The organism is Paraburkholderia sp. EG304 (assembly GCF_046543485.1).
GTDB classification, from domain to species: domain Bacteria; phylum Pseudomonadota; class Gammaproteobacteria; order Burkholderiales; family Burkholderiaceae; genus Paraburkholderia; species Paraburkholderia youngii.
Window position 1 is genome coordinate 278,652 of the sequence record NZ_JBKGUA010000005.1, and the last position, 24,000, is coordinate 302,651.

At 63.2% G+C, this 24,000-nt stretch carries 22 protein-coding genes and 1 tRNA gene; 17 read left to right on the top strand and 6 right to left on the bottom strand.

Going from position 1 to position 24,000, the window contains the following annotated elements; genetic code table 11:
* Positions 1-317: 317 nt before the first annotated feature.
* The 4 genes from ACLFKU_RS08975 (at position 318) to folE2 (ending at position 4,550) form a co-directional block, all read left to right on the top strand.
* Positions 318-626 carry an exodeoxyribonuclease VII small subunit gene (locus ACLFKU_RS08975; protein ID WP_090808406.1) on the top strand — a complete coding sequence of 103 codons (309 nt, stop codon included), beginning with the start codon at positions 318-320 and terminating at the stop codon, positions 624-626.
* Positions 623-1,504 carry a polyprenyl synthetase family protein gene (locus ACLFKU_RS08980; RefSeq protein WP_410848816.1) on the top strand — a complete coding sequence of 294 codons (882 nt, stop codon included), beginning with the start codon at positions 623-625 and terminating at the stop codon, positions 1,502-1,504. The genes ACLFKU_RS08975 and ACLFKU_RS08980 overlap by 4 nt, the downstream gene beginning before the upstream one ends.
* A gap of 87 nt (positions 1,505-1,591) precedes the next feature.
* Entirely contained in the window at positions 1,592-3,499 is a 1,908-nt protein-coding gene (gene dxs, locus ACLFKU_RS08985; RefSeq protein WP_410848817.1) for a 1-deoxy-D-xylulose-5-phosphate synthase, read from the top strand.
* Positions 3,500-3,743: 244 nt separating this feature from the next.
* On the top strand, positions 3,744-4,550 hold the full coding sequence (gene folE2, locus ACLFKU_RS08990) for a GTP cyclohydrolase FolE2 (protein ID WP_368584111.1): 807 nt from the start codon (positions 3,744-3,746) through the stop codon (positions 4,548-4,550).
* Between the two features lie 97 nt (positions 4,551-4,647).
* Here the strand turns inward: folE2 and tsaD are convergent, their stop codons facing one another.
* Positions 4,648-5,676, bottom strand: a complete 1,029-nt coding sequence (gene tsaD / locus ACLFKU_RS08995) for a tRNA (adenosine(37)-N6)-threonylcarbamoyltransferase complex transferase subunit TsaD (protein ID WP_410848818.1) — start codon at positions 5,674-5,676, stop codon at positions 4,648-4,650.
* Between the two features lie 145 nt (positions 5,677-5,821).
* On the opposite strand from tsaD, the gene ACLFKU_RS09000 reads away from it, so the two are divergent.
* The 9 genes from ACLFKU_RS09000 (at position 5,822) to ACLFKU_RS09040 (ending at position 15,423) form a co-directional block, all read left to right on the top strand.
* Positions 5,822-7,039 (top strand): NAD(P)/FAD-dependent oxidoreductase, encoded by a 1,218-nt coding sequence (locus tag ACLFKU_RS09000; RefSeq protein ID WP_410848819.1) that lies wholly within the window; start codon positions 5,822-5,824, stop codon positions 7,037-7,039.
* 68 nt (positions 7,040-7,107) lie between these two features.
* A complete protein-coding gene (gene rpsU, locus ACLFKU_RS09005; protein ID WP_008919901.1) occupies positions 7,108-7,320 on the top strand; it encodes a 30S ribosomal protein S21 in 213 nt (70 codons plus the stop codon).
* 233 nt (positions 7,321-7,553) lie between these two features.
* Positions 7,554-8,000 carry a GatB/YqeY domain-containing protein gene (locus ACLFKU_RS09010; protein WP_176378918.1) on the top strand — a complete coding sequence of 149 codons (447 nt, stop codon included), beginning with the start codon at positions 7,554-7,556 and terminating at the stop codon, positions 7,998-8,000.
* A gap of 119 nt (positions 8,001-8,119) precedes the next feature.
* Positions 8,120-9,994 carry a DNA primase gene (gene dnaG, locus ACLFKU_RS09015; RefSeq protein ID WP_410848820.1) on the top strand — a complete coding sequence of 625 codons (1,875 nt, stop codon included), beginning with the start codon at positions 8,120-8,122 and terminating at the stop codon, positions 9,992-9,994.
* A 91-nt stretch (positions 9,995-10,085) separates the two neighbouring features.
* The gene (gene rpoD / locus ACLFKU_RS09020) at positions 10,086-12,476 is read left to right on the top strand and encodes an RNA polymerase sigma factor RpoD (RefSeq protein ID WP_368584108.1); all 2,391 of its coding nucleotides are present in this window, start codon (positions 10,086-10,088) and stop codon (positions 12,474-12,476) included.
* Positions 12,477-12,628: 152 nt separating this feature from the next.
* Positions 12,629-12,716, top strand: a tRNA-Ile gene (locus tag ACLFKU_RS09025).
* Between the two features lie 141 nt (positions 12,717-12,857).
* Positions 12,858-13,073, top strand: coding sequence for a hypothetical protein (locus tag ACLFKU_RS09030; protein ID WP_368584107.1), 216 nt, complete (start codon positions 12,858-12,860; stop codon positions 13,071-13,073).
* Positions 13,074-13,211: 138 nt separating this feature from the next.
* The gene (locus ACLFKU_RS09035; RefSeq protein WP_368584106.1) at positions 13,212-13,382 is read left to right on the top strand and encodes a hypothetical protein; all 171 of its coding nucleotides are present in this window, start codon (positions 13,212-13,214) and stop codon (positions 13,380-13,382) included.
* 898 nt (positions 13,383-14,280) lie between these two features.
* Positions 14,281-15,423: a porin gene (locus ACLFKU_RS09040; protein ID WP_410848821.1), complete on the top strand. Its 1,143-nt coding sequence runs from the start codon at positions 14,281-14,283 to the stop codon at positions 15,421-15,423.
* Positions 15,424-15,573: 150 nt separating this feature from the next.
* Here the strand turns inward: ACLFKU_RS09040 and ACLFKU_RS09045 are convergent, their stop codons facing one another.
* Positions 15,574-16,704 carry a porin gene (locus ACLFKU_RS09045; protein ID WP_410848850.1) on the bottom strand — a complete coding sequence of 377 codons (1,131 nt, stop codon included), beginning with the start codon at positions 16,702-16,704 and terminating at the stop codon, positions 15,574-15,576.
* Positions 16,705-16,987: 283 nt separating this feature from the next.
* Here ACLFKU_RS09045 and ACLFKU_RS09050 point away from each other — a divergent pair, with 283 nt between their 5' ends.
* Positions 16,988-17,344, top strand: a complete 357-nt coding sequence (locus ACLFKU_RS09050) for a transposase (protein WP_410848822.1) — start codon at positions 16,988-16,990, stop codon at positions 17,342-17,344.
* An 18-nt stretch (positions 17,345-17,362) separates the two neighbouring features.
* Here the strand turns inward: ACLFKU_RS09050 and ACLFKU_RS09055 are convergent, their stop codons facing one another.
* On the bottom strand, positions 17,363-18,103 hold the full coding sequence (locus tag ACLFKU_RS09055) for a Crp/Fnr family transcriptional regulator (protein ID WP_368584102.1): 741 nt from the start codon (positions 18,101-18,103) through the stop codon (positions 17,363-17,365).
* Positions 18,104-18,285: 182 nt separating this feature from the next.
* Here ACLFKU_RS09055 and ACLFKU_RS09060 point away from each other — a divergent pair, with 182 nt between their 5' ends.
* Positions 18,286-19,920: an acyl-CoA synthetase gene (locus ACLFKU_RS09060; protein WP_410848823.1), complete on the top strand. Its 1,635-nt coding sequence runs from the start codon at positions 18,286-18,288 to the stop codon at positions 19,918-19,920.
* A 72-nt stretch (positions 19,921-19,992) separates the two neighbouring features.
* On the opposite strand, the gene ACLFKU_RS09065 is transcribed toward ACLFKU_RS09060, so the two are convergent.
* A complete protein-coding gene (locus ACLFKU_RS09065) occupies positions 19,993-20,631 on the bottom strand; it encodes a LysE family translocator (protein ID WP_410848824.1) in 639 nt (212 codons plus the stop codon).
* Positions 20,632-21,088: 457 nt separating this feature from the next.
* On the opposite strand from ACLFKU_RS09065, the gene ACLFKU_RS09070 reads away from it, so the two are divergent.
* Positions 21,089-21,355 (top strand): H-NS family nucleoid-associated regulatory protein, encoded by a 267-nt coding sequence (locus ACLFKU_RS09070; RefSeq protein WP_410848825.1) that lies wholly within the window; start codon positions 21,089-21,091, stop codon positions 21,353-21,355.
* Positions 21,356-21,451: 96 nt separating this feature from the next.
* On the opposite strand, the gene pcaG is transcribed toward ACLFKU_RS09070, so the two are convergent.
* Positions 21,452-22,039: a protocatechuate 3,4-dioxygenase subunit alpha gene (gene pcaG / locus ACLFKU_RS09075; RefSeq protein WP_410848826.1), complete on the bottom strand. Its 588-nt coding sequence runs from the start codon at positions 22,037-22,039 to the stop codon at positions 21,452-21,454.
* A 3-nt stretch (positions 22,040-22,042) separates the two neighbouring features.
* Entirely contained in the window at positions 22,043-22,747 is a 705-nt protein-coding gene (gene pcaH, locus ACLFKU_RS09080) for a protocatechuate 3,4-dioxygenase subunit beta (RefSeq protein WP_368584097.1), read from the bottom strand.
* Positions 22,748-22,858: 111 nt separating this feature from the next.
* On the opposite strand from pcaH, the gene pcaQ reads away from it, so the two are divergent.
* Positions 22,859-23,881 (top strand): pca operon transcription factor PcaQ, encoded by a 1,023-nt coding sequence (gene pcaQ / locus ACLFKU_RS09085; RefSeq protein WP_368584096.1) that lies wholly within the window; start codon positions 22,859-22,861, stop codon positions 23,879-23,881.
* Positions 23,882-24,000 lie beyond the last annotated feature (119 nt).

The window sequence follows — 24,000 nt, forward strand, 5'->3', positions numbered from 1 at the left end:
CACTCCCGATGAAGACGTGAAAGCAGTGAACAACCCAACCATCGAAGATTCGATTTAGGGAGCCCGCGATTATACCCGTTTCCCTGTGACAGGGACACTTAAGTCCCTGATTTGGGTTAAAAATGTCAAGAAAGTTCGGCATTTTCGCCGCAGACCTCGAGCTTTTTTTCTGCGAGACTTCAGGGTCGAAGCGGGGCAAAGGTGGACATCGGACAGGCTCGAAGCAAGGTGGCACGGCGGAGCGCAGGCCTTCGAGCGGATCGAAAATGTCGCTTTTGCCGTAGAATGTCCGACTTGTTTTAATTTTGCGACTATTCATGGCGAAGACCGCATCGAACGATTCCGCCGCCGCGCCAGCCGAAAGCGGCGACAGCGCGCCGCTGCCGGAGAATTACGAGGCAGCGCAGACGGAGCTGGAAGAGCTCGTTGCGCGCATGGAAGGCGGCAGCCTGAGCCTCGAGGAATCGCTGGCCGCCTACCGTCGCGGGGCGGCACTTGTCGCATTCTGTCAACAGCAGCTCGAAAAGGTCGAGCAGCAGGTGCGGGTCCTCGATGGCGAGACCCTCAAGCCGCTGCCCATGAATACCGCAGGCACAGCCGCGACTGAGAGCGGGGACGACCTATGACATTCGAACAATGGACGCGCTCGGTGCTCGAACGCGTCGAAACGGCTCTGGAACACTATCTGCCGGCCGAGACGACCGAACCCGCCAAGCTACACGAGGCGATGCGCTATGCGGTGCTGGGTGGCGGCAAGCGGGTGCGGCCACTCCTGTGCCACGCGGCCGGCGAGCTGACCGGCGCGCGCGCCGAACGCCTCGATGCGGCGGCGGCGGCGCTGGAAATGATCCACGTGTACTCGCTCGTGCACGACGACATGCCCTGCATGGACGACGACGAACTGCGCCGCGGCAAGCCGACGGTCCACGTCAAGTATGACGAAGCGACCGCGCTGCTGGTCGGCGACGCGCTGCAATCGCAGGCATTCGTCGTGCTCACGTCCGACGTATTGGGCCAGCCGCAGCAGGCCTCGCTCGTGCGCGAACTCGCGCTCGCCAGCGGCTCGATCGGCATGTGCGGCGGGCAGGCCATCGATCTGGCGAGCGTCGGCCACACGCTGACCCGCCCGCAACTCGAGACCATGCATCGCATGAAGACCGGCGCGCTGCTGCGCGCGGCCGTGCGCATGGGCGCACTGGCTGGCGAGACGCCGGACGCGCAGGCTCTGGCTTCGCTCGACGCCTACGCCGCCGCGGTCGGTCTCGCGTTTCAGGTCGTCGACGACATTCTCGACGTCACGACCGACTCCGCAACGCTCGGCAAGACCGCCGGCAAGGACGCGAAGGACGGCAAGCCGACCTACGTGCCGATTATCGGGCTCGACGCGTCGCGCGCGCTCGCGGCGCAACTGCGCAGCGACGCTCACGCGGCGCTTGCACCGTTCGGCGCTCGCGCACAGCGTCTTGCCGAACTGGCCGACCTGGTGGTGAACCGGGTCAGCTGAACGCGAAAGCCCGCCGCCGCGCACCCTCCATCCCCGGGGTGCATGAATGAAGTGCGGGCGCGTAAGTTTTCCTACAATGGAACGACGATGTACGACTTGCTGAAAACCATCGACGACCCGGCAGCCCTGCGCCGCCTCGATCGCCGTCAATTGCAACCGCTTGCCGACGAGTTGCGCGCCTTTGTGCTCGACAGCGTATCGCAGACGGGCGGCCATCTCTCGTCCAACCTCGGCACGGTCGAGTTGACCATCGCGCTGCATTACGTGTTCGACACGCCGCACGATCGGATCGTCTGGGACGTAGGCCATCAGACCTATCCGCACAAGATCCTGACCGGTCGTCGCGACCAGATGCACACGCTGCGTCAGTTGGGCGGCATCTCGGGCTTCCCGAAACGCGACGAATCGGAATATGACACCTTCGGCACCGCGCACTCGAGCACGTCGATCTCGGCCGCGCTCGGCATGGCGATCGCGAGCAAGCTGCAGGGCGACAATCGCATGGGTATCGCGGTTATCGGCGACGGCGCGATGACGGCCGGCATGGCCTTCGAGGCCATGAACAACGCGGGCGTCGAAGACGACGTCCCGCTGCTCGTGATCCTCAACGACAACGACATGTCGATCTCGCCGCCGGTCGGCGCGCTGAATCGCCATCTCGCGCGTCTGATGTCGGGGCGCTTCTACGCGGCCGCGCGTGCGGGCGTCGAGCGCGTGCTGCGGGTTGCGCCGCCGGTGCTCGATCTCGCGCGCAAGCTCGAGGAGCACGCGAAGGGCATGATTGTGCCGGCCACGCTGTTCGAAGAGTTCGGCTTCAACTACATCGGGCCGATCGACGGTCACGATCTCGATTCGCTGATCCCGACGCTGCAAAACATCAAGGAACTGCGCGGGCCGCAATTCCTTCACGTGGTCACGAAGAAAGGCCAGGGCTACAAGCTGGCCGAGGCCGATCCGGTGCTGTACCACGGCCCGGGCAAGTTCAACCCGGCCGAGGGCATCAAGCCGGCCGCGACGCCGTCGAAGAAGACCTACACGCAGGTGTTCGGCGAATGGCTGTGCGATGCGGCCGAGCTCGACTCGCGCGTGGTCGGCATTACACCGGCGATGCGTGAAGGCTCGGGCATGGTCGAGTTCGAAAAGCGCTTCCCGGATCGTTACTTCGACGTCGGCATCGCCGAGCAGCACGCGGTGACGTTCGCGGGCGGCCTCGCCGCGGACGGCATGAAGCCGGTCGTCGCGATCTATTCGACCTTCCTGCAACGCGCGTATGACCAGTTGATTCACGACATCGCGCTGCAAAACCTGCCGGTGGTGTTCGCCATCGATCGCGCGGGTCTCGTCGGTGCGGACGGCGCGACGCATGCGGGCGCGTACGACCTAGCGTTCATGCGTTGTATCCCGAACATGACCGTGATGGCGCCGTCGGACGAAAACGAGTGCCGTCAGATGCTGTACACCGCGTTGCAGCAGTCGCATCCGACCGCTGTGCGCTACCCGCGCGGCGCGGGTACCGGTGTCGCAACCGTCAAGCAGATGGCCGCGTTGCCGCTCGGCAAGGGTGAACTGCGTCGCGAGACGTCGGCGCCGGCTGGCAAGCGCATCGCGATTCTCGCGTTCGGCACGATGGTCGCGCCGTCGCTCGCGGCCGCCGAGCAATTCGACGCCACCGTCGCGAACATGCGCTTCGTGAAGCCGCTCGACACCGAACTCGTGCGCAAGCTGGCCGAGACGCACGACGCGATCGTCACCGTCGAGGAAGGCTGCATCATGGGTGGCGCGGGTTCGGCCTGCGTCGAAGCCCTGCTCGCAAGTGGGGTTATGCGCCCCGTACTACAATTGGGCCTCCCCGATCGGTTCATCGATCACGGGGACCCGGCCAAGCTGCTCGCCGCGTGCGGTCTCGACGCCGCGGGTATCGCCCGGTCGATTCGCGAACGCTTCCTCGCAAGCGGCGCGGTCGGCGGTCAGTCGTCGGTGAAGCGCGTCGCTTAAGGCGCTGTCGCCTGTCGTGCCGCCGCGGTACGACTCATGCCGCCGTCATGCGACGGCGGCTTCGGCAATCTCCAGTTTGAATCGACGGGTCCTGCGGCCCGTCACCCAACGCCGGCGGCAGCCGGCGTTCGCCGTTGCGCGCGCTGATCTGCACGGCCGCTGGGCGCTTCGAGCTCGCTGCGCGATGGTCGCCGATGCAGCGAGACCTTGACGCAGCCAGGCGCTTTCCAGAAAGGACAAAAGAATGAATCAGATGAATCCCGCCTTCGTGATGCCCGACGTGCAAAGCACCCCCGACACGCGCCAGATTCCGATCCAGCGGGTCGGCGTGAAGGGCGTGCGTCATCCGTTGACGGTCCGCACGCAAGCCGGTGAAGTGCAGCCAACGGTCGGAACGTGGAATCTCGACGTGCATCTGCCGGCCGAGCAGAAGGGCACGCACATGTCGCGCTTCGTCGCGTTGCTCGAAGAGAACAAGGCGCCGCTCGAACCGGCCACGTTCCGCACGATGCTCGCGGCCATGCTCGATAAGCTCGAGGCCGAGGCGGGCCGCATCGAAGTGTCATTCCCTTACTTCGTGAACAAGACCGCGCCGGTGTCGGGCGTGCAGAGCCTGCTCGACTACGAAGTCACGCTGACCGGCGAGACCCGCCATGGCGCGACGCGGCTGTTTCTGAAGGTGCTGGTGCCGGTCACGAGCCTTTGCCCGTGCTCGAAGAAAATCTCGCAGTACGGCGCGCACAACCAGCGCTCGCACGTGACGATCGATGCCGAGCTGATCGGCGACGTCGCTGTCGAAGAGTTGATCCGCATCGCCGAGGAAGAAGCGTCGTGCGAGCTGTGGGGTCTGCTCAAGCGTCCGGACGAGAAGTTTGTTACCGAGCGCGCGTATGAAAATCCGAAGTTCGTCGAAGACCTCGTGCGCGACGTTGCCCAGCGTCTGAATGCCGACGAGCGCATCGTCGCGTATGTGCTCGAAGCCGAGAACTTCGAGTCGATTCACAATCACAGCGCTTATGCGGTGATTGAGCAGGACAAGCGCCTGGCCTGATACGTTCTGTGTCGGTCTATGCCGTTCGTTGCAAATGCATTGAACCCATGAAAAAGCCGCTTTTAAAGCGGCTTTTTTATCGTCTTGCGGCTCCGGTTCAGTGCGCGAGCGACGTCAGATCCCAGCGCGGCTTCACGGTGAACGCGTAGTCGTTGACGGCCTGTTCGGGCCAGCGTTGCAGACGCAGCGCGCCGGCCAGCGCGATCATCGCCCCATTGTCCGTGCACAGCGACAGGTCGGGATAGTGCACGTAAAAATTGCGCTTCTGCGCGGCGGCCGACAGCGCTTCGCGCAACTGCCGGTTCGCGCCGACGCCGCCCGCCACCACCAGCCGGTTCAGCTTCGTGCGCTTGAGCGCGGCGAGCGATTTCGCCACCAGCACTTCGACGGCGGCATCGACGAAACCGCGCGCGAGGTCGGCCTTGGCCTGCTCGCAGATGTTTGCGCCGCCCAGCCGGTTGGCGTGCGTGAGCACGGCGGTCTTCAGGCCGCTGAAGCTGAAATCGAGGTCGCCGGAATGCAGCATCGGGCGCGGCAGCACGACCGCGCCGGGTGTGCCGAACTCGGCCATGCGCGAGACTTCCGGGCCGCCCGGATAGCCGAGGCCCAGCAGCTTGGCGGTTTTGTCGAAGGCTTCGCCGGCGGCGTCGTCGAGCGTTTCGCCGAGCGTCTCGTAGACGCCGACGTCCGTCACGCGCATTAGCTGCGTATGGCCGCCCGACACCAGCAGCGCGACGAATGGAAACGGCGGCGGCTCGTCGACGAGCAGCGGCGACAGCAAATGCCCTTCGAGATGGTGAATACCGACGGTCGGCTTGTTCCGCGCCATCGCCAGCGAATTGGCGACGCTCGCGCCGACCAGCAGCGCGCCTGCGAGCCCGGGCCCTTGTGTGTAGGCGATCGCGTCGATGTCGCCGCGCGCGACGCCAGCGCGCTCCATCACCTCTTCGAGCAGCGGCAGCGCGCGGCGGATATGGTCGCGCGATGCAAGCTCCGGCACGACGCCGCCGTACTCCCGATGCATCGCAATCTGTGAATGCAGCGCGTGCGCGAGCAGGCCGCGCTCCGTGTCGTAGAGCGCGAGACCGGTTTCGTCGCAGGAGCTTTCGATGCCGAGAACGAGCATGATGAATCGCTTGGGACGGGCGCGCGCGACGCGCGTCCGAAAGTAAAAGGTAAGCCTGAAAGTATACCAGCGCGCACAAGCGGCCGCTGGCGGCCGGCTGCGCACGGGCATGGGCGCGAGGGCCCGGCAGGTACAATGCGGCCCCATGGAATCCTTCGATATCGCGGTGATCGGCGCGGGCGCGGCCGGCATGATGTGCGCTGCAGTTGCCGGTCAACTTGGTCGGCGTGTGGCGCTGATCGACCACTCGCAGCGTCTCGCGGAAAAAATCCGCATTTCCGGCGGCGGCCGCTGCAACTTCACGAATCTGTATGCGGGGCCGGCCAATTATCTGTCGGCGAATCCGCATTTTTGCCGCTCGGCGCTTGCACGCTATACGCCGCGCGACTTCATGGCGCTGCTGAAGCAGCATCGCGTGACATGGCACGAGAAGCACAAGGGCCAACTGTTTTGCGATCAGTCGAGCGACGCGGTCATCGACGTGCTCAAAAACGAGTGCGACGCCGGTGGCGTTGCATGGCGCACGCCGCTGTCCGTCGAAGAAGTGCGCCAGGACGCAGAAGGGCGGTTCCTGCTTGGCACGACGGCGGGCACGATCGCCGCCCGTGCGCTCGTGATCGCTACGGGCGGTCTGTCGATCCCGAAGATCGGCGCGACCGATTTCGCATACCGAATCGCCAAGCAGTTCGGCCACAAGCTGATCGACACGCGCCCCGCGCTGGTACCGCTGACCTGCGCGCCCGCCGACTGGGAGCCGTTTGCGGCGCTGTCGGGCGTGTCGCTCGAAGTCCAGCTGTCGACCGGCAATAAGAAGACCGGCGCGGAGTTCACCGAAGATCTGCTGCTCACGCACCGCGGCCTGTCGGGTCCGGGGGTGCTGCAGATATCGAGCTACTGGCAGCCCGGCGAGCCGATTCACATCAATCTGCTGCCGGAGCGCGACGCCGCGGTCGCGCTGATCGACGCGAAAAACGGCACTAAGCGGCAGATTGGCAATCTGCTGTCGGAGTGGGTGCCGCAGCGGCTCGCGCACGTGTGGCTCGACACGCACCAGGTGGCCGCCGAGGCCCGCGTCGCCGATTTGCCGGACAAGTCGCTGCGCCGCATCGGTGAGGCGCTGTCGCGCTGGACGCTCACGCCGAACGGCACCGAGGGTTATCGCAAGGCCGAAGTGACGCGCGGCGGCGTCGATACGCGCGGTTTGTCATCGACGACGATGATGAGCGCGCGGGTGCCGGGCCTCTACTTCATCGGCGAGGCGCTCGACGTGACCGGCTGGCTCGGCGGCTACAACTTCCAGTGGGCGTGGGCGTCGGGTGTCGCGGCCGGAGAGGCGGCCGCCCAATATGCCCGGGGGGCTTGACGGCGCAATGGCTTTGTGAGAAAGCTCTGCTATACTCCTGAACCTTTACAAAGTTCCGTTATTGAAAAATGACGACTATCCGCGTAAAAGACAATGAGCCGTTCGAAGTCGCCATGCGCCGTTTCAAGCGCACCATGGAGAAAAACGGCTTACTGACGGAACTTCGCGCTCGCGAGTTTTACGAGAAACCCACAGCCGAACGCAAGCGCAAGAAAGCGGCGGCGGTGAAGCGTCATTTCAAGCGTCTGCGTGGCCAGATGCTGCCAAAAAAGCTCTACTGATTCTGGCGTTGCCCCGCTGTACGCGGCGCGGCAGCATCCCAGCCGATGGCGGCACCACAGTGCCATCACGGCAAACCCGGCCCATCGGGCCAGCCGGCAGGGTCGCATCCACTACGCATATTGCGCCAACCCGCTTGAGGAAGAAGTCCCAAGCGGGTTTTCGTGCTGATGCGGCGGTATCGCCGCCATCGACCGGCCGGTTTTTCAACTTTTCAACGCAATTCAGGTGAGTGATGAGTCTCAAGGACCGGATCAACGACGATATGAAAGCTGCCATGCGGGCGCGCGAGACCGAGCGTCTCGGTACGATCCGCCTGCTGCTCGCCGCGATCAAGCAGCGTGAAGTCGATGAGCGGGTCACGCTCGACGATGCCGGCATAACCGCCGTGGTCGACAAGATGATCAAGCAGCGCAAAGATTCGATCAGCCAGTTCGAGGCCGCCGGACGCACGGATCTCGCGGACAAGGAAAAGGCTGAGCTGGCCATTCTTTCCGCCTATATGCCCGAGCAGATGTCCGAAGCGGAAATCGTTGCCGAAGTGCAGGCGGCGGTCGCGCAGACTGGCGCTGCCGGCCCGCAGGACATGGGCAAGGTGATGGGCGTGCTGAAGCCGAAGCTGGCCGGCCGCGCCGACATGACCGCCGTCTCCGCGCAGGTCAAGGCCGCGCTCGCGAAGTAACCCTGTCGATTTGTCCGGGTCGCGCGCCCCTCCGGAAGGCGAGGCGCGGGGCTTGGCCGCGGTGTCGAGCCCGGACTCCGGGCTTGGATTTTGAAGCTTTCCAGGCAGCGTTATTTACTGTGATCCCACCGTCATTCCTGCAGGACCTGCTCAACCGCGTCGATATCGTCGACGTGGTCGGCCGGTATGTGCAGCTGAAAAAGGGCGGCGCGAACTTCATGGGGCTGTGCCCGTTTCACAACGAGAAGAGTCCCTCGTTTACGGTTAGTCCGACTAAGCAGTTTTATCACTGCTTCGGCTGCGGTGCGCATGGCACGGCCATCGGTTTCCTGATGGAACACGTGGGGGCGTCGTTTCCCGAAGCGGTCAACGAGCTCGCGCAATCGGTCGGTCTCACCATGCCGAACGAGCCTTCGCCCGGATATGGCGGTGGTGGCGGAGCTGGCGGCGGCTACGTGCCGGCGGCGTCGAAGGCTGTCACCACAGCGCTGTCCGATCTCATGCAGATCGCCTGTGACTACTACCGCAAGCAACTGCGCGGTGCGCCGGGCGCGATCCAGTATCTGAAAAAGCGCGGTCTGACCGGCGAAATCGCCGCGCGCTTCGGTCTCGGCTATGCGCCCGAAGGCTGGCAAAACCTCGAGGCGGCGTTCCCGAACTATCGCGACGACGCGCTGGTCGAAGCGGGCCTCGTGATCGTCAGCGAAAAGTCGGACGCGCAGGGTCAGAACCGCCGCTACGACCGCTTCCGCGAGCGGATCATGTTCCCGATCCGCAATGTCAAAGGGCAGGTGATCGGCTTCGGCGGCCGCGTGCTCGACGGCGGCGAGCCGAAATATTTGAATTCGCCCGAAACGCCGCTATTTAACAAGGGCAGCGAGCTGTACGGGCTGTTCGAGGCGCGTCTGGCGATTCGAGAGCAACATTACGTGCTGGTCGTCGAAGGTTATATGGACGTGGTTGCGCTGGCCCAATTGGGCTTCCAGAACGCGGTCGCGACCCTCGGCACCGCTTGCACACCGATTCATGTGCAGAAACTGATGCGCCAGACCGACACGGTCATTTTCAGTTTCGACGGCGACGCGGCCGGCCGGCGTGCAGCGCGCCGTGCGCTCGATGCGTGCCTGCCGCATGCCGCCGACAACCGCACGATCCGTTTCCTGTTCCTACCGAGCGAGCACGATCCCGACAGCTACGTGCGCGAGTTCGGAACCGAGGCTTTCGCCGAGCAGGTCGAACGGGCGATGCCGCTGTCGCAGTTCATGCTCAACGAGGTACTGACCGGCAAGGAGCTCGATCAGCCCGAGGGCAAAGCCCGCGCGCTGTTCGACGCGAAGCCGCTGCTGCAGGCGTTGCCGGCCAACGCGCTGCGAGCGCAGATCATGCATATGTTCGCCGACCGGCTCGATGTGCCGTTCAGCGAAGTCGCGGCGCTTTGCGAAGTCGATGCCCGGATTGCGGCTGCGGCGCGCGAGGCGCCGGCCCGCAAGGACCGCCGCAGCGTGACCGGAATCGAGGAAAAGACGCTGCGCAACCTAGTGATGTATCCGCGCACGGTCGCGATGCTCGACGAAGAGGCCGAAGAGGCGCTGCTCACCGTGACCCGGCACGGCGAACTGTTCGCGGAAGTGACGACGCACGCGCGCGCCCTCGGCGATTCGGCGGCGTTCCAGTTGTTGTCAGATCTCTTGCGAAATGGCGCGAACGCCCCAACTTTCGAGGAAATCTTTCGCAAAATTCTAGACTATGATGAAAACGTCCGGGATTTGCTGCTGAAAGACCCGCAGGACGCGGCCGTCATCGAGGAACGGCGCGAGCAGGAACGAATCGTCGGCGAGGAGTTGAAGGCCGCAATTTTGAAGATGCGATACGACGCTTATTGCGATCGTCTCGAACAGCTTTCGCGACAGTCACGACATACGCCGGAAGAGTTTGCCGAGTTTTCGGAGCTCAACCGGAAGCGGGCCGACATGAAGCGTCAACTCGGTCTGTAGCGGAGAGGGCAAAACCTCGGGTGCTATAATCAAAAGTTTCTAGCGGTTTGTTTTTTCAAGGGTTTTCCTAGCAAAGGCGAAAGGCGATGCGATGGCAAAGACGACAGGCGGAAATCAGACAACTGGCTCACGCGCTAAAGAGCGCACCGGAAAAGTTACCGAAGCCAGGCTGACTGCATCCGCCAAAAGGACGTCAGCTGTCAGCGTTGCACCAGCTGCCGGGAAGAAGTCGTCGACCACTGCGGCCGCGCAGGCCGCACCGGTTCGGGCGGCGAAAGCTGTAGCACCGCCGGCTGCCAAGCGGGCGGGTGTCAGAAGCGCAAGGGAAGCGGCTGCCGTTAAGGACGATGCGGCAGCGCGCGTGACTTCAGTATCCACGGTTCATCCGGCTGTTGTCCAACAGCCGGGGGTCGAGACTACAGCCGGTACGGCGAACTCCATGACGAAAAAGCTGAATGAAGTACCCGTCGATGACGATGCAACCCAGGCCGAAGAAACCGCTGCCGCCGCACCGGGCAAGGTGGAAAAGGTCAAGGCTCGCGACCGTCGTGCAAAGGAAAAAGCGCTGCTGAAGGATGCGTTCGCGTCGTCGCAGCCTGGCACGGTGGAGGAGCTCGAGGAGCGTCGCTCCAAGCTGCGCGCGCTGATCAAACTCGGCAAGGAGCGCGGCTTCCTCACGTACGCTGAAATCAACGATCACCTGCCGGACAACTTCACCGAGACCGAGGCGATCGAAGGCATCATCAGCACGTTCAACGACATGGGCGTCGCGGTCTACGAACAGGCCCCTGACGCTGAAACGCTGCTGCTCAACGACAACGCGCCCGCGGCTTCGTCGGACGATGAAGTCGAAGAGGAAGCCGAAGTCGCGCTGTCCACCGTCGACTCCGAATTTGGCCGCACCACCGATCCCGTGCGCATGTACATGCGCGAAATGGGCACGGTCGAGCTGCTTACGCGCGAAGGCGAAATCGAGATCGCCAAGCGCATCGAAGACGGCCTGAAGCACATGGTGATGGCCATCTCCGCGTGCCCGACCACGATCGCCGACATCCTCGCGATGGCCGAGCGCGTCGCCAATGACGAAGTGCGCATCGACGAACTCGTCGACGGTCTGATCGACGCCGACGCGGAAGACGCCGACGGCTTCTCCGCCCAGGAAGCGGAAGCGATCGAGAACGAAGACGAGGAAGCCGAGGAAGAGGACGAAGAGGACGAGGAAGAGGACGACGGCTCGGCGCAAGCCACCGCCAACGCCGCGCAACTCGAAGCGCTGCGGCGCGCGTCGCTCGAAAAATTCGCGTTGATCAGCGAATGGTTCGACAAGATGCGTCGCGCGTTCGAGAAGGAAGGCTACAAGTCCAAGTCGTACCTGAAGGCGCAGGAAACCATCCAGAACGAGCTGATGACGATCCGCTTCACCGCGCGTACCGTCGAGCGTCTGTGTGACACGTTGCGCGCGCAGGTCGATGAAGTGCGCCAGGTCGAGCGTCAGATCCTGCATACCGTAGTCGACAAGTGCGGCATGCCGCGCGCGGAATTCATCGCGCGTTTCCCGGGCAGCGAGACGGACCTCGAATGGGCCGACAAGATCGTAGCCGAGGGGCATGTATATAGCGCGATCCTCACGCGCAACATTCCGGCGATTCGCGAACAGCAGCAGCGTCTGCTCGATCTGCAGGCGCGCGTGGTGCTGCCGCTGAAGGACCTGAAGGAAACCAACCGTCAGATGGCGGCCGGCGAACTGAAGGCGCGTCAGGCGAAGCGCGAGATGACCGAGGCCAACCTGCGTCTCGTGATCTCGATCGCGAAGAAGTACACGAACCGCGGTCTGCAGTTCCTCGACCTGATTCAGGAAGGCAACATTGGCCTGATGAAGGCGGTGGACAAATTCGAATACCGTCGTGGCTACAAGTTCTCCACGTATGCGACGTGGTGGATTCGCCAGGCCATTACGCGTTCGATCGCCGACCAGGCGCGCACGATCCGGATTCCGGTTCACATGATCGAAACGATCAACAAGATGAACCGCATCTCGCGCCAGATTCTGCAGGAAACCGGTCTCGAGCCGGACCCGGCAACGCTGGCCGAGAAGATGGAAATGCCGGAAGACAAGATCCGCAAGATCATGAAGATCGCGAAGGAGCCGATCTCGATGGAAACGCCGATCGGCGACGACGACGATTCGCATCTGGGCGACTTCATCGAAGATACGAACACGGTCGCCCCGGCGGATGCGGCGTTGCACGCGAGCATGCGCGACGTCGTGAAGGATGTGCTCGACTCGCTCACGCCGCGCGAAGCGAAGGTGTTGCGCATGCGTTTCGGTATCGAGATGAGCACCGATCACACGCTCGAAGAAGTCGGTAAGCAGTTCGACGTGACGCGTGAGCGGATTCGTCAGATCGAGGCGAAGGCGCTGCGCAAGCTGCGTCATCCGAGCCGTTCGGACAAGCTGAAGTCGTTCCTCGAAGGCAATTGACGTCGACGGCCGCGGCTCGCCGCAAATGATGCGATTAAAGGGGCCTCCCGGTCGTTTCGCGGAAGCGAAGCGGTTGCGGAGGCCCCTTTTTCGTGTAGTATGTCGGCCAATCGACGAAACGGGCCCGGCCTTCACGACCGGGTCTTTTTCTTGGGCTGGACGCCGTGTTGGTTGCAGGCAGTGGACTCATAATCCACCTCCGAAAGGACATCGTGGGTTCGAACCCCACCCGGCCCACCAAAGTATTGAAGAAAGGGTTCCGAATTCCGGAACCCTTTTTTGTTTTTGGGCGGCCTTCGGCTGCCTGTGTTTCGCGACACTCATTGGCATGTCGCTTGCTCCGACTCGGCTTCCACGCCCTATCCAATAACGAGAACGATCATGCGAACCGACCACAGCGCAGCCGAGTTAATCCCGCCCCAACCCCTGCCAGCCGCGTCGCCCGCGTCGCTCGATGACGCCAACGAAGACCCGCCGCAGCCATCAGTGCGAGCACTGACGCGGGTCGCATTCTGCTTCGCGTGGCTATTCGGGCTGGAGCCGTTCCTCACGGCTTCGTCGGATGAGGTGGGGGATTCGCGCTTCGAACGTCACTGAGGCGTCGGGCGTTGCAATTTCGGTTTCGAGCCAGCGCAACTTCTACAGGCGCCGCCGCCGGCGAACTTGCCAGCGATCGCAGGAATAGCCGTTGCGCATCCAACGTAGGGAGAAGTTCCCGTCCACGTGGAGGCCGTCATGCAAACCGACCCAACCATCGATCCCGTCGCGCCTCCGAATCAGCCGCTCGAAGAATCCGACGGCCAGCCGCGTCCATTGCCCGACACGCCGCCCGATACCGACCCGCTCGCTCCGGGTTCCTCGCCCGAGGACGAGGAGGCGCTCGAGCGCGCTCCCCGCAAGCCATAAGCGCTGATCGCGCGTAATCAGGGAAACTCCGTGTAAATGCGGGTGCCGACCGGCCGTTAATTGAATGTGGAAGGCCTGTTGATGCACGCCGTCCGCTTTCAGCGCGGGTCTTGTCACGCGGCGGCCGGCGCCGCAATTCACCTCCGGGCAATGCCCGTGCTGAAGGCTTTTTCGAGTGGTCGCGAGTGCATCTTTAGAGACGTGACAGAGGGGGCTTGCTAAAGCGTGAAATCAGAAGACCGCCGCAATGGCGGTGTCTCAATAGTGAATGCTGAGTCGACGCGATAGGCTAAGACCGTTGTGCTGCCAGGGAGTGGCAGCAACTGTTTACGTTGGCCAATAAAGACCAGGTGAATAGGCGGTCTTGTCGATTCGACGAGTTAATCGTTCTCGCTCGAAACGATTAATTGCCACATGAGCCAGGAAGACTGCATTAACCCCATTAAGTTCCCTTGAGCTCAACGTAAATTTAAAACAACGCGGAAAACCGTCATTCGAGCCATTCGATTACCACAAATATCGACTGCTTTTTCGTCGATTTGCTCCGACCCGATTACGTCACGCGTATTAAAACACTGTTGCAAACGCACAACTTCGAATATTGGCGCGTTGCAAATTCGTTTTGACTGGGGCTGCCGATCCGGCACTTAGATCTTGCGATAAACGTTGGAAAAACAAGAAGTTATCCCCATCGACTCCAACATTGTTGCGAAATTCGAAAAATCCTGTTGCGTGAATTGTCGGCGTCGATACCAGGGTGTCCCCCTACACTCACGCTTCGCTTCAAGGGTGCCCGGTCGATCCGAACGGGTCGGCCAAGCGGGCGGCGGCGGATGCGATGCATCGGCTGCTGAGGCAGGTCCTGCTCCCCGTATAAATTTTTCGAATTGGAGTTCCCATGAAAAAGAGTCTCATCGTCGTTGCGGCTGCCGCATCGTTCGCTTCGGTCGCTCACGCACAAAGCAGCGTGACCCTGTACGGTCTGATCGACGCAGGTCTGACCTACACCAGCAACGTTGCTGGCAGCTCCAAGTGGGCAGCAAACAGCGGCGGCATCGACCAGAGCCGCTTCGGCCTGCGTGGCTCGGAAGATCTGGGCGGCGGTCTGAAGGCAATCTTCACGTTGGAAAGCGGCTTCAACATCAACAACGGCCAGTTCGCTAACAACAAGGGCATGTTCAACCGTCAGGCCTTCGTCGGTCTGTCGAGCGCGCAATTCGGTACGGTCACGCTGGGTCGCCAGTACGACGCGGCGCAGGACTACCTCGCACCGCTGACCGCAACGGGCAGCTGGGGCGGCACGTACTTCGCGCACCCGTTCAACAACGACAACCTGAACACCAACGGTGGTCTGTCGGTCAACAACTCGATCAAGTACTCGAGCGCTAACTACGCTGGCTTCACGTTCGGCGGCACGTACGGCTTCTCGAACCAGGCTGGTGGCTTCGCCAACAACCGTCAGTACAGCTTGGGCGCTGCTTACCAGTGGCAAGGCCTGCACCTCGGTGCTGCCTACGCTCAGCAAAACAACCCGGCTGCTAACACCAGCGGCGCATCGGACGGCGTTCTGGCGAACACCTCGGGCGTCCTGACGGGCAACTTCCGTCAGCGTCAATTCGGCGCAGGCGCTTCGTACGGCTTCGGCCCGGCGCTGGTCGGCGTGGCCTGGACGCAATCGCGCGTCGACAACCTGGTTGGTGCAGCAGCTGGTCAGCGTCAAGGCCACACCAACAACTACGAAATCAACGGCAAGTACAACGTGACCCCGGCGATGGCTCTCGGCGTTGCGTACACGTTCACCGACGCACGCGGCTACGGCATCAACGCCGACGGTAACGACATGAAGACGCGTTACCACCAGATCGGCCTGCAGGCTGACTACTCGCTGTCGCGTCGCACCGACGTCTACGCTCAGGCTGTGTACCAGCACGCAATGGGCGACGGCGGCGTGGCTTCGATCTACAGCGGCGACAACACGGTTCCGACCTCGTCGTCGAAGAACCAGACGGCTGCTACGGTCGGTCTGCGTCACCGCTTCTAAGCTTCAGCAGAAGCTGCCTGTAGTACAGAAAGGTGCCGTTCGCGGCACCTTTTTTTATGCGTGCGGCAAACCGGTAAGCCGGTTTCCGTATGCGAGCCAAAAAAACGGGCGTCCTTGGGGACGCCCGTTTTGCCATGACGACCCGGAGACTCAAAAAATCGTCCGCAGACCGAGCGCAACGCCGGTCTGGTTGTTGCGGCCCGGCAGTTCGACCGAGGCCGCGCCCGACACCTTGTCGAAATCGACGGTGCCGTACACCTCGGTGCGCTTTGACAGCGCGTACTCGGCCAATCCGACGAACGTGTAGCGATAGCCGCTGCCGACCTGACCATTGCCGATCGCCGCGTTCGACATGTGGTCGTAGTACGCGGCGCCCGTCAGCGTCAGCGCGCGCGTGGCCTGCCACGTGACGCCGGCGAACGGTCCATTGTCGATGCGGCCCGAGCCCTTGACGATATCGACGCCCGGTACGAGCGTCTGCTGCGCGAGCGCACTGTCGACGAAGCCGGTGTCGTCCTTCGAATGCAGATAGCCGACGTACAGCTTCGTCGCGCTGAACGCGTAAACCGCGTTCGCGTTGAAGATGGTCTGCTTGTGATTGCTGTTGTCGCTGTTCTGCTGCAGGCCGGCCGCGACCGACAACGGACCCGCCACGTACGACAGCGTGAAGCCGTACATGTTGCCCGCGCCGAGATGGCCCGGCACCTGGCCCGAGAAGCCGCCCTCGCCGGTCGATTGCGAGTTCGTACCGAACGAGTACATCGCGGCCACCGTCAGACCTTTGAACGTGCCCGTGTATTTGACCGCGTTATCCGCGTACAGCCCCGCGCCGAGCGCGCCAGGCAGCCACGAGTTCTCGTTGTAGTTGCCGACCGTGAGCGGGTCGTAGGTGTCGCCGAGCAGGTCGAACAGCGGCGTCTTCTGGCGACCGAGCGTCAGCGTGCCGTACTGACTGCTGACGCCGACGTATGCGTTGCGATTGAAAATGCGCTGGCTATCCGAGGCCGAGCCGTTCTGCAGGTTGATACCGCTTTCCAGATCGAAGATCGCCTTCAGGCCGCCGCCGAGATCTTCCGAGCCGCGCAGACCCCAGCGGCTGTTGGTGATCGCGCCGTTGGTCATGTACAGACGGTCGTCGTTTTTGGCGTTGGAGTTCGTCAGATAGCGCACGCTGACGTCGGCGACGCCGTACAGCGTGATCGAGCTTTGTGCCGAAGCCTGTTCGGACGTCACGGCAAGCGCGGCGCCGCCGACGAGCGCGGCAGCCTTGATAAAGCGGATGTGTCTCAAGGGATTTCCTGCGTGTGGAGAGAGATTTTCTAGTTCGGCCGCGGCGCGCGCCGAGGGGCGGCGGCGCCGGGCGCGCCGATCATAGACCACGATCCGCGTTGGGCCATCAGGGCTTTGACGCAATAACCTATTGCCATTTTTGACGATTGCGTCGGCTCGGATCACAAAAGTTGACTTTCTCCCAGGCAAGCTTCGAGTAGTCTCGAACGAGTTGATGTATCGACACTACTTTTGGAGCGACGCCAGCACGCGCCTGACGCGTGCGCTTTCACGCATGAATCGTCCATCTTCCGAATCCATCGGGACCACGCCGGTCGTTCAGGAATTGACCGACGAGCAATGGCAACAGGTCGCGCCGCTATTGCCCGAAACCCTGCATGACGGCGTCCCGCGGCGTGGTCGTCCGCCGATCGATATTCGCCACGTGCTCAATAGCGTGATGTGGGTGCTGCACACGCGTGCGCCGTGGAGCGCGATGCCCGGGCACTACGTGCCGTACCAGACCGCGCATCGCTACTATCTGCGCTGGAAGAGATCGGGCGTGTTGAGCGCGATCATGCTCGCGCTGTTCAAGACAGATGCCGCAATCCAAACGCGCGCGACACGCAAGGGCGGCGTGCGCGCCGGGTAGCCCGCGCCGGCCGCGCCGCTAGATCTGCTCCCGTCCGTACGCACCTAGCCGCTCGAGATCGAGCACCTCGATCTGGTTATACGACAGACGCAAAATCCGCAGCTTCTCGAGGTTCTGCAGCGCCTGATTGATGCGCTGCCGCGACACCCCCGCGAGCAGACCGACCTCTTCCTGCGAAATCGCCAATGTGCGGCCCGTGTCCGGATACAGATCCGGGTTGAACAGCTGCGCGAGCGATTGCGCGACGCGAGCGTCCACGTCGAGCAGCCGGCTGTTCTGGATCGACGCGATGAATTCCCCCATCCGGTTGTTCAATTGGCGGATCACGAAACCCGTGAACGGCAGGCTCGCTTCGAGCAGCGCATGGAAGGTCGCGGACGGCACGAACATCACCAGCGACGGCTGGATCGCGGCCACGTCGTACTTGCGCAACTCGCGCTTGATCACGCTGCCTTCGCCGAACCAGCCGCCCGGCGGCACGCCCGACAGCGTGCAGCTGCGGCCCGACGCATTGTAGATAGCGAGCTTGATTAGCCCCGAGTGCACGCCGATCCAATAGTCGGACGGTTGCTGGCGACGCGCGATCCACGCGCCGCCTTCAAAGTGCTCGGCGTGCGCGCTGGCGAGCACCATCGCCTGATGCTCGGCGGCGAGCGCGCGAAACCATGCGCAGGTGGAGAACAGCCGCGCAAGGTCGGCGAGCGCGACGCGTTGCGGCGGGCGGGAGTCGGCGCGGTCGGTGAGAGGAGCGTCGGTCATCGGCGATAAGCGGCTTGGGAGCGGTTCCGGCTGAGCCAGGTCAAGGCGGGACGTCAGTGGCGCCACTCTGTCATTTGAATGACAGACAGTTCATGACGACAATTGCTAGGCTAGGCGCTGGTTATTCATAGAAAACGATCACAACCATCGGCGGCGCGGCTCGCGCCTCAGGAGACGAAGCAATGACACAGCACATGTTCGACGAAGGCCTCGGGCGGCGCGAGGCCAATTATGTCCCGTTGACGCCGATCGATTTCCTCGTGCGCGCAGCGCAAGTGTATGGCGAGCGGCTCGCGATCGTCCACGGGGAGACCCGCCGGAACTGGCGCGAGACCTATGAGCGCGCGCGGCGGCTCGCGAGCGCGCTGCACGGGGCCGGCATCGGCCGCGGCGATACGGTCGCCGCGCTGCTGCCGAACATCCCGGCGATGGTGGAGGCGCACTTCGGCGTGCCCATGGCCGGCGCCGTGCTGAATACGCTGAACACGCGGCTCGACGTCGCGACGCTGCTGTTCATGCTGCGCCACGGGGAGGCGAAGGCACTGATCGTCGATACGGAATATGGCGAGTTCGCGCATCGCGCTGCGCTCGAATTCCCGGAACTGCGCGTGATCAGCGTGGCCGATGCGCAGCCCGCCGACGCCGCGCAGTTCATCCGCGCGACCGACTACGAGCAGTTGCTGCAAACCGGCGACCCGTCCTACGAGTGGACTCCGCCCACCGACGAATGGGACGCGATCGCGCTGAACTACACGTCGGGCACGACCGGTGACCCGAAGGGCGTCGTCTACCATCACCGTGGCGCGTATCTGAACGCGCTGAGCAATATTCTCGAATGGGATATGCCGAAGCATGCGGTCTATCTGTGGACGCTGCCGATGTTTCACTGCAACGGCTGGTGCTTTCCGTGGACCGTGGCCGCGCGCGCGGGCGTCAACGTCTGTCTGCGCAAGTTCGACGCGAAGACGGTGTTCGAGCTGATTCGCCGCGAGCGCATCACGCACTACTGCGGAGCGCCGATCGTACAGAGTTCGCTCGCGAACGCGCCGGCCGAATGGCGCGAGGGCATTACGCATCGCGTGTCGACGATGGTCGCGGGTGCCGCGCCGCCGCCCGCAGTGATCGCGAAGATGAAGCAGATCGGCTTCGATCTGACGCACGTGTACGGGCTGACCGAAACCTACGGGCCGGCGGCCGTCTGCGCGAAGCAACAGGAGTGGGACGCGCTCGACGAGCAAATCAGCGCCGACCTGACCGCACGCCAGGGCGTGCGGTATCACCTGCAGGCGGCGGTCGCGGTGCTCGATGCGGACACGCTCGCGCCGGTGCCGGACGACGGCGAAACGATCGGCGAGATCATGTTTCGCGGCAACATCTGCATGAAGGGCTATCTGAAGAACGAGCGCGCGACCGAAGCCGCTTTTAAAGGCGGCTGGTTCCACACCGGCGATCTCGGCGTGCGCACGGCCGACGGCTATATCCGCATCCGCGACCGCAGCAAGGACATCATCATTTCGGGCGGCGAGAACATTTCGAGCATCGAGGTCGAGGACACGCTGTACCGGCATCCGGCGGTGTCGGTGGCGGCGGTGGTCGCGATGGCCGATCCGAAGTGGGGCGAGGTGCCGTGCGCGTTCGTCGAGTTGAAGGAAGGCGCGCAGGCGACCGAGGAGGAAATCATCGCGCACTGCCGGCTGTTCCTGGCCGGCTACAAGTTGCCGAAGGCGGTGCGCTTTGGCGAGTTGCCGAAAACCTCGACGGGGAAGATCCAGAAGTTCGAGTTGCGCGCGCGGATCAAGGCGGAGGGGAAGGCGTAACGCGTCGCGACTACCGCTGTCTCACGGCGGCGCGCACCGAGTCACGTCGGCGCGCGCCGTTTCAAGCTGAGGTCAAATCCCCACCTTGTGCGCGTTCAGAATCAGCCGCAGGCCCAGCGCGGTGACCGCGCTCGCGGCGATGCGGTCGATCCACGCCTTCCAGCGCAGATAGATTTCGCGCGGACGTTGGCTCGAAAAGCACAGAGCGACGATCGTGTACCAGCCCGCTTCGATCGCGAAGATCGCCGGCGGCAGCGCGAAATAGCACCACACCGGCGGATGCTGCGGTAGCAGCGCGGCGAAGATACTGCCGTAATAGACGGCCGTTTTCGGATTGCTGAGCTGCGTGCTCAAGCCGATCCAGAACGACTTGCGCGGATTGACGCCATTGCGGGTTTGCGTTTCGCTGAACGCGAGCGGCTTCGCGGCGCCGCGCCAGATTTTCGACGCCAGATAAACGAGGTAGACGCCGCCGGCCACTTTCAGCCCGACGTAGAGCCATTCGACCGTCGCGAGCAGCGTATAGAGCCCAAGCAGCGCGATGCCGCTAAAAAACACACCACCGATGCCCATGCCGAGCGCCGTGGCGAGACCGTCGCCGCGCGACAGACCGATCGCATTGCGCGCGACGATGACGAAGCTGGGCCCCGGACTCATCGCGCCCAATAGCAGCGCGGCGAGGATCGTGAGGATGGCGGTCGAGGCGGGCATGGTCGTGTCTCCTGATGTCGGGCCGATGCCAGATGTTCTGGCGAATCCCGAGTTTCGCATTGTCCGCCAATCGGATGGTGGAAGCCACGATTACCGAAAACTCGGAAGTACCGCAATCAGTACAATTAGAAAAACTTCTTTGCTGCGGCCAAAATACATCGAATGCTAGAATCGCTTTCGATAATGTTCCCTCGCCACGACGAGGCGACGCACGAAGCGAAACACGGGCGCAATTCGAGCCCCCTTCGATTCTTCGAGTAGCCGATTCGCTTGATCCCAGCGCTTTAATCCAGACTCTGACAGGCATCAGTTGCAAATGCGGGTTTTTACGCATTTGCAGGGATCGCGTGAATTCGTCGAATTGCATTCGTTCAAATTGAATTAAGCACGAGCCTCGCGTTGCTATGCGAGTTGCCAGTTTGTCTAATGCCAGCAAGAGCTGCGACACCAATACGTTATGAAACAACGAGAAGGACAACAACGACTGTTCGAACGCGACGAGAACCTGCGCGAGCGCATGATCGCGTGGATCCGCCGACGCATGGACGACCACAGCATCACCCTCGAAGCACTGGCCGAATCGCTCGAAGCCGATGCGAACGCCGTGGCCGCGGTGCAGTATCGCGACGCGTTCGGCAACACGTGGGACGGTCACGGCGATAAACCGGCGTGGCTCGCGCGCGCGATTCACGCCGGACAGAGCATCGATCACTTCCGCTGCTGAGCGCGCGCAGCCGCACCGCGAAACGCCCGCGCGAAAAAAAGCCCGCGCGAGGCGGGCTTAATCGTTACTGCTCGGAGTTTCGCGACAGACCGCGCATCACAGGTCGAAAAACACGGTTTCCTTGTCGCCCTGCATGTGGATGTCGAAGCGATACACGTTGGCCGTCCCGGCAACGCGGCGCGCAATCAGCGTGCCACGGCGCTCGGCCGGCACCGACACCAGCACGGCGTCCTGCTCGTTCGCCTGCGCTTCGTCCTCGAAATAGATGCGCGTGAACGTGTGCAGCAGCATGCCGCGCATCGTCAGGATCACGTCGATGTGCGGCGCTTCGTCGGGGTTCGCGCGGCCCGGCTTCACCGTCTCGACGATAAAGCGCTTATGCGGGTCCGTACCGGTGCCGACGCGCGCAAAGCCGTGAAAACCGGTCTTCAGGATCTCGTCGCGCGATTCCGGATAGTGGCCGTTCGAGTCGACTTGCGACATTTCGATCATCGCGTCGCCGACTACCTTGCCGTCGCCGTCGAACACCTGACCGACGATCGTGATGTGCTCGCCGGCCGCTTCCATCTCGGCCAGAACGTTGGTGAACAGGCTCTTGTAGTCGAAGTCGTATTGCTGCGGGACAAGACCGTAGGCGAAGTACGGACCAACGGTTTGCGAAGGCGTTTGCTTGAGAGTCGTCATGGCTTAGCGCTCCATCGGGGTTTCGTTCGGGCCGCGCAGCACGATGTCGAAATCGTAGCCGAGCGCATAGGCCTCTTGCGTAGTGTCGAGCGAGAACTTCGAGATCATGCGCTCACGGGCGCTCTCCGGCGTGCCCTGGTAGATCGGGTCGAACGCGAGCAGCGGATCGCCGGGGAAGTACATCTGCGTGACGAGACGCGAGCCGAAGTGGTCGCCGAACAGCGAGAAGTGGATGTGCTGCGGACGCCATGCGTTCGGATGGTTGCCCCACGGATACGCGCCCGGCTTGATGGTCAGGAAGCGATAACGGCCTTCGTTGTCAGTGATGCAGCGGCCCGCGCCGAGGAAGTTCGGATCGAGCGGCGCGTCGTGCTGGTCGGCTTTGTGCACATAGCGGCCGGCGGCGTTCGCCTGCCAGATTTCCACGAGCGTGTTGCGCACCGGACGGCCGCCTTCGTCGAGCACGCGGCCCGTCACGATGATGCGCTCGCCGAGCGGTTCGCCATTGCGCACCGCGTTGCGGGTCAGGTCGTTGTCGAGCGCGTCGAGGTCGTCGGTGCCGTAGACCGGCACGCGCTGGTCGCGCAGACGTTCTTTCAGCGGAATCAGCGGACGGGTCGGGCCGCGCTTGACCGACGAACCGTACGGCGGATAGATGTACTCGGGATGGGACGCGAAATCTCGCGGGGAAAGAATTGAATCTTCCATGAAGTGTCTCCGTTGGAGGAATCGGGGGATGCGGCGTTATGACTCGCACTTTATACAAAGCAGGCGGTTATGAAAAATGACGTTTTTGCCCGTTTCGTATAACCTTTCGTTATGCAACGCAGTCTCGCGGATAGCCGCGTCAAATTTCGTCATCTCCAGTGCTTTCTGGCCGTCGCGCAGTTCGGCAGCGTCCAGCGGGCGGCGGACAGTCTGTCGATCACGCAGCCGGCGGTATCGAAGACGGTCGCCGAGCTGGAAACCATTCTCGGCGTGAAGCTGTTCGAGCGCGGCCGTCACGGCGCGGTGCCGACGCGCGAGGGGCAGCTTTTCATGCCGCACGCAAGCGCCTGCGTGAGCGCGCTGCGCCAGGGCGTCGATCTGCTCGCGCGCGACGAGGGCGCGGCCGCCGCGACGCTCGAAGTCGGCGTGCTGCCCACCGTCGCCGCGGCGCTGATACCGCCCGTGCTGAAACAGTTCTCGACGCAGTGGCCGCGCGTGATCGTGCGCCTCGCGACCGGCGCAAATCCGGAATTGCTCGAACGCCTGAAAGCGGGCTCGATCGAATTCGCGATCGGCCGCCTCGCGGACCCCGAGCGGATGGTCGGCCTGAGCTTCGAGCAGCTGTTTACCGAGCCGCTGATCGCGGTCGTGCGCGCCGGGCATCCGCTCGCGCAGGGAACGGCCTTGCCGGCCACGTCGCTGGACGATTTTCCGATCGTGCTGCCGCCGTTCGGCACGCTGATCCGCCAGTCGACCGAAAGCCTGCTGAGCGCGTGGGGCGTGGCGCCGTTGTCGGGGTTCGTCGAGGTGTTGTCGGTATCGACGGGGCGTGCGCTGACGCTCGAAAACGGCGCGGTGTGGTTCGTGCCGCAAAGCGCGGTCGAATACGAACTCGCGCACGGCATGCTGGTGCGCTTGCCGTTGCCGTTTGCGGGCACCGGCGAGCCGGTGGGGCTGATCCGTCGCTCGGATACGCAGCCGTCGGCGGTGGGGCGCGCGTTCATCGAGGCGGTGCGCGAGGTCGCGCGGGGCAGAATGGCGGCAGTGTCGGGCAAGGATGCGGGCAAAAACACCGCTAAAACCGGCGGCAAAACGGTGCGCAAAAGCGGTCCGGGCGACGCGCCGCTCGAGTGATTCGGCGGCCTGCCGCACGTATGTCCCCGCGCGCCCATCGGCATGCCGGTCGATGGATGAACCATCCAGTACAAAATGACGGTTGCGAATGCCCAGGGACCCGGTGTAAAAACACGGTG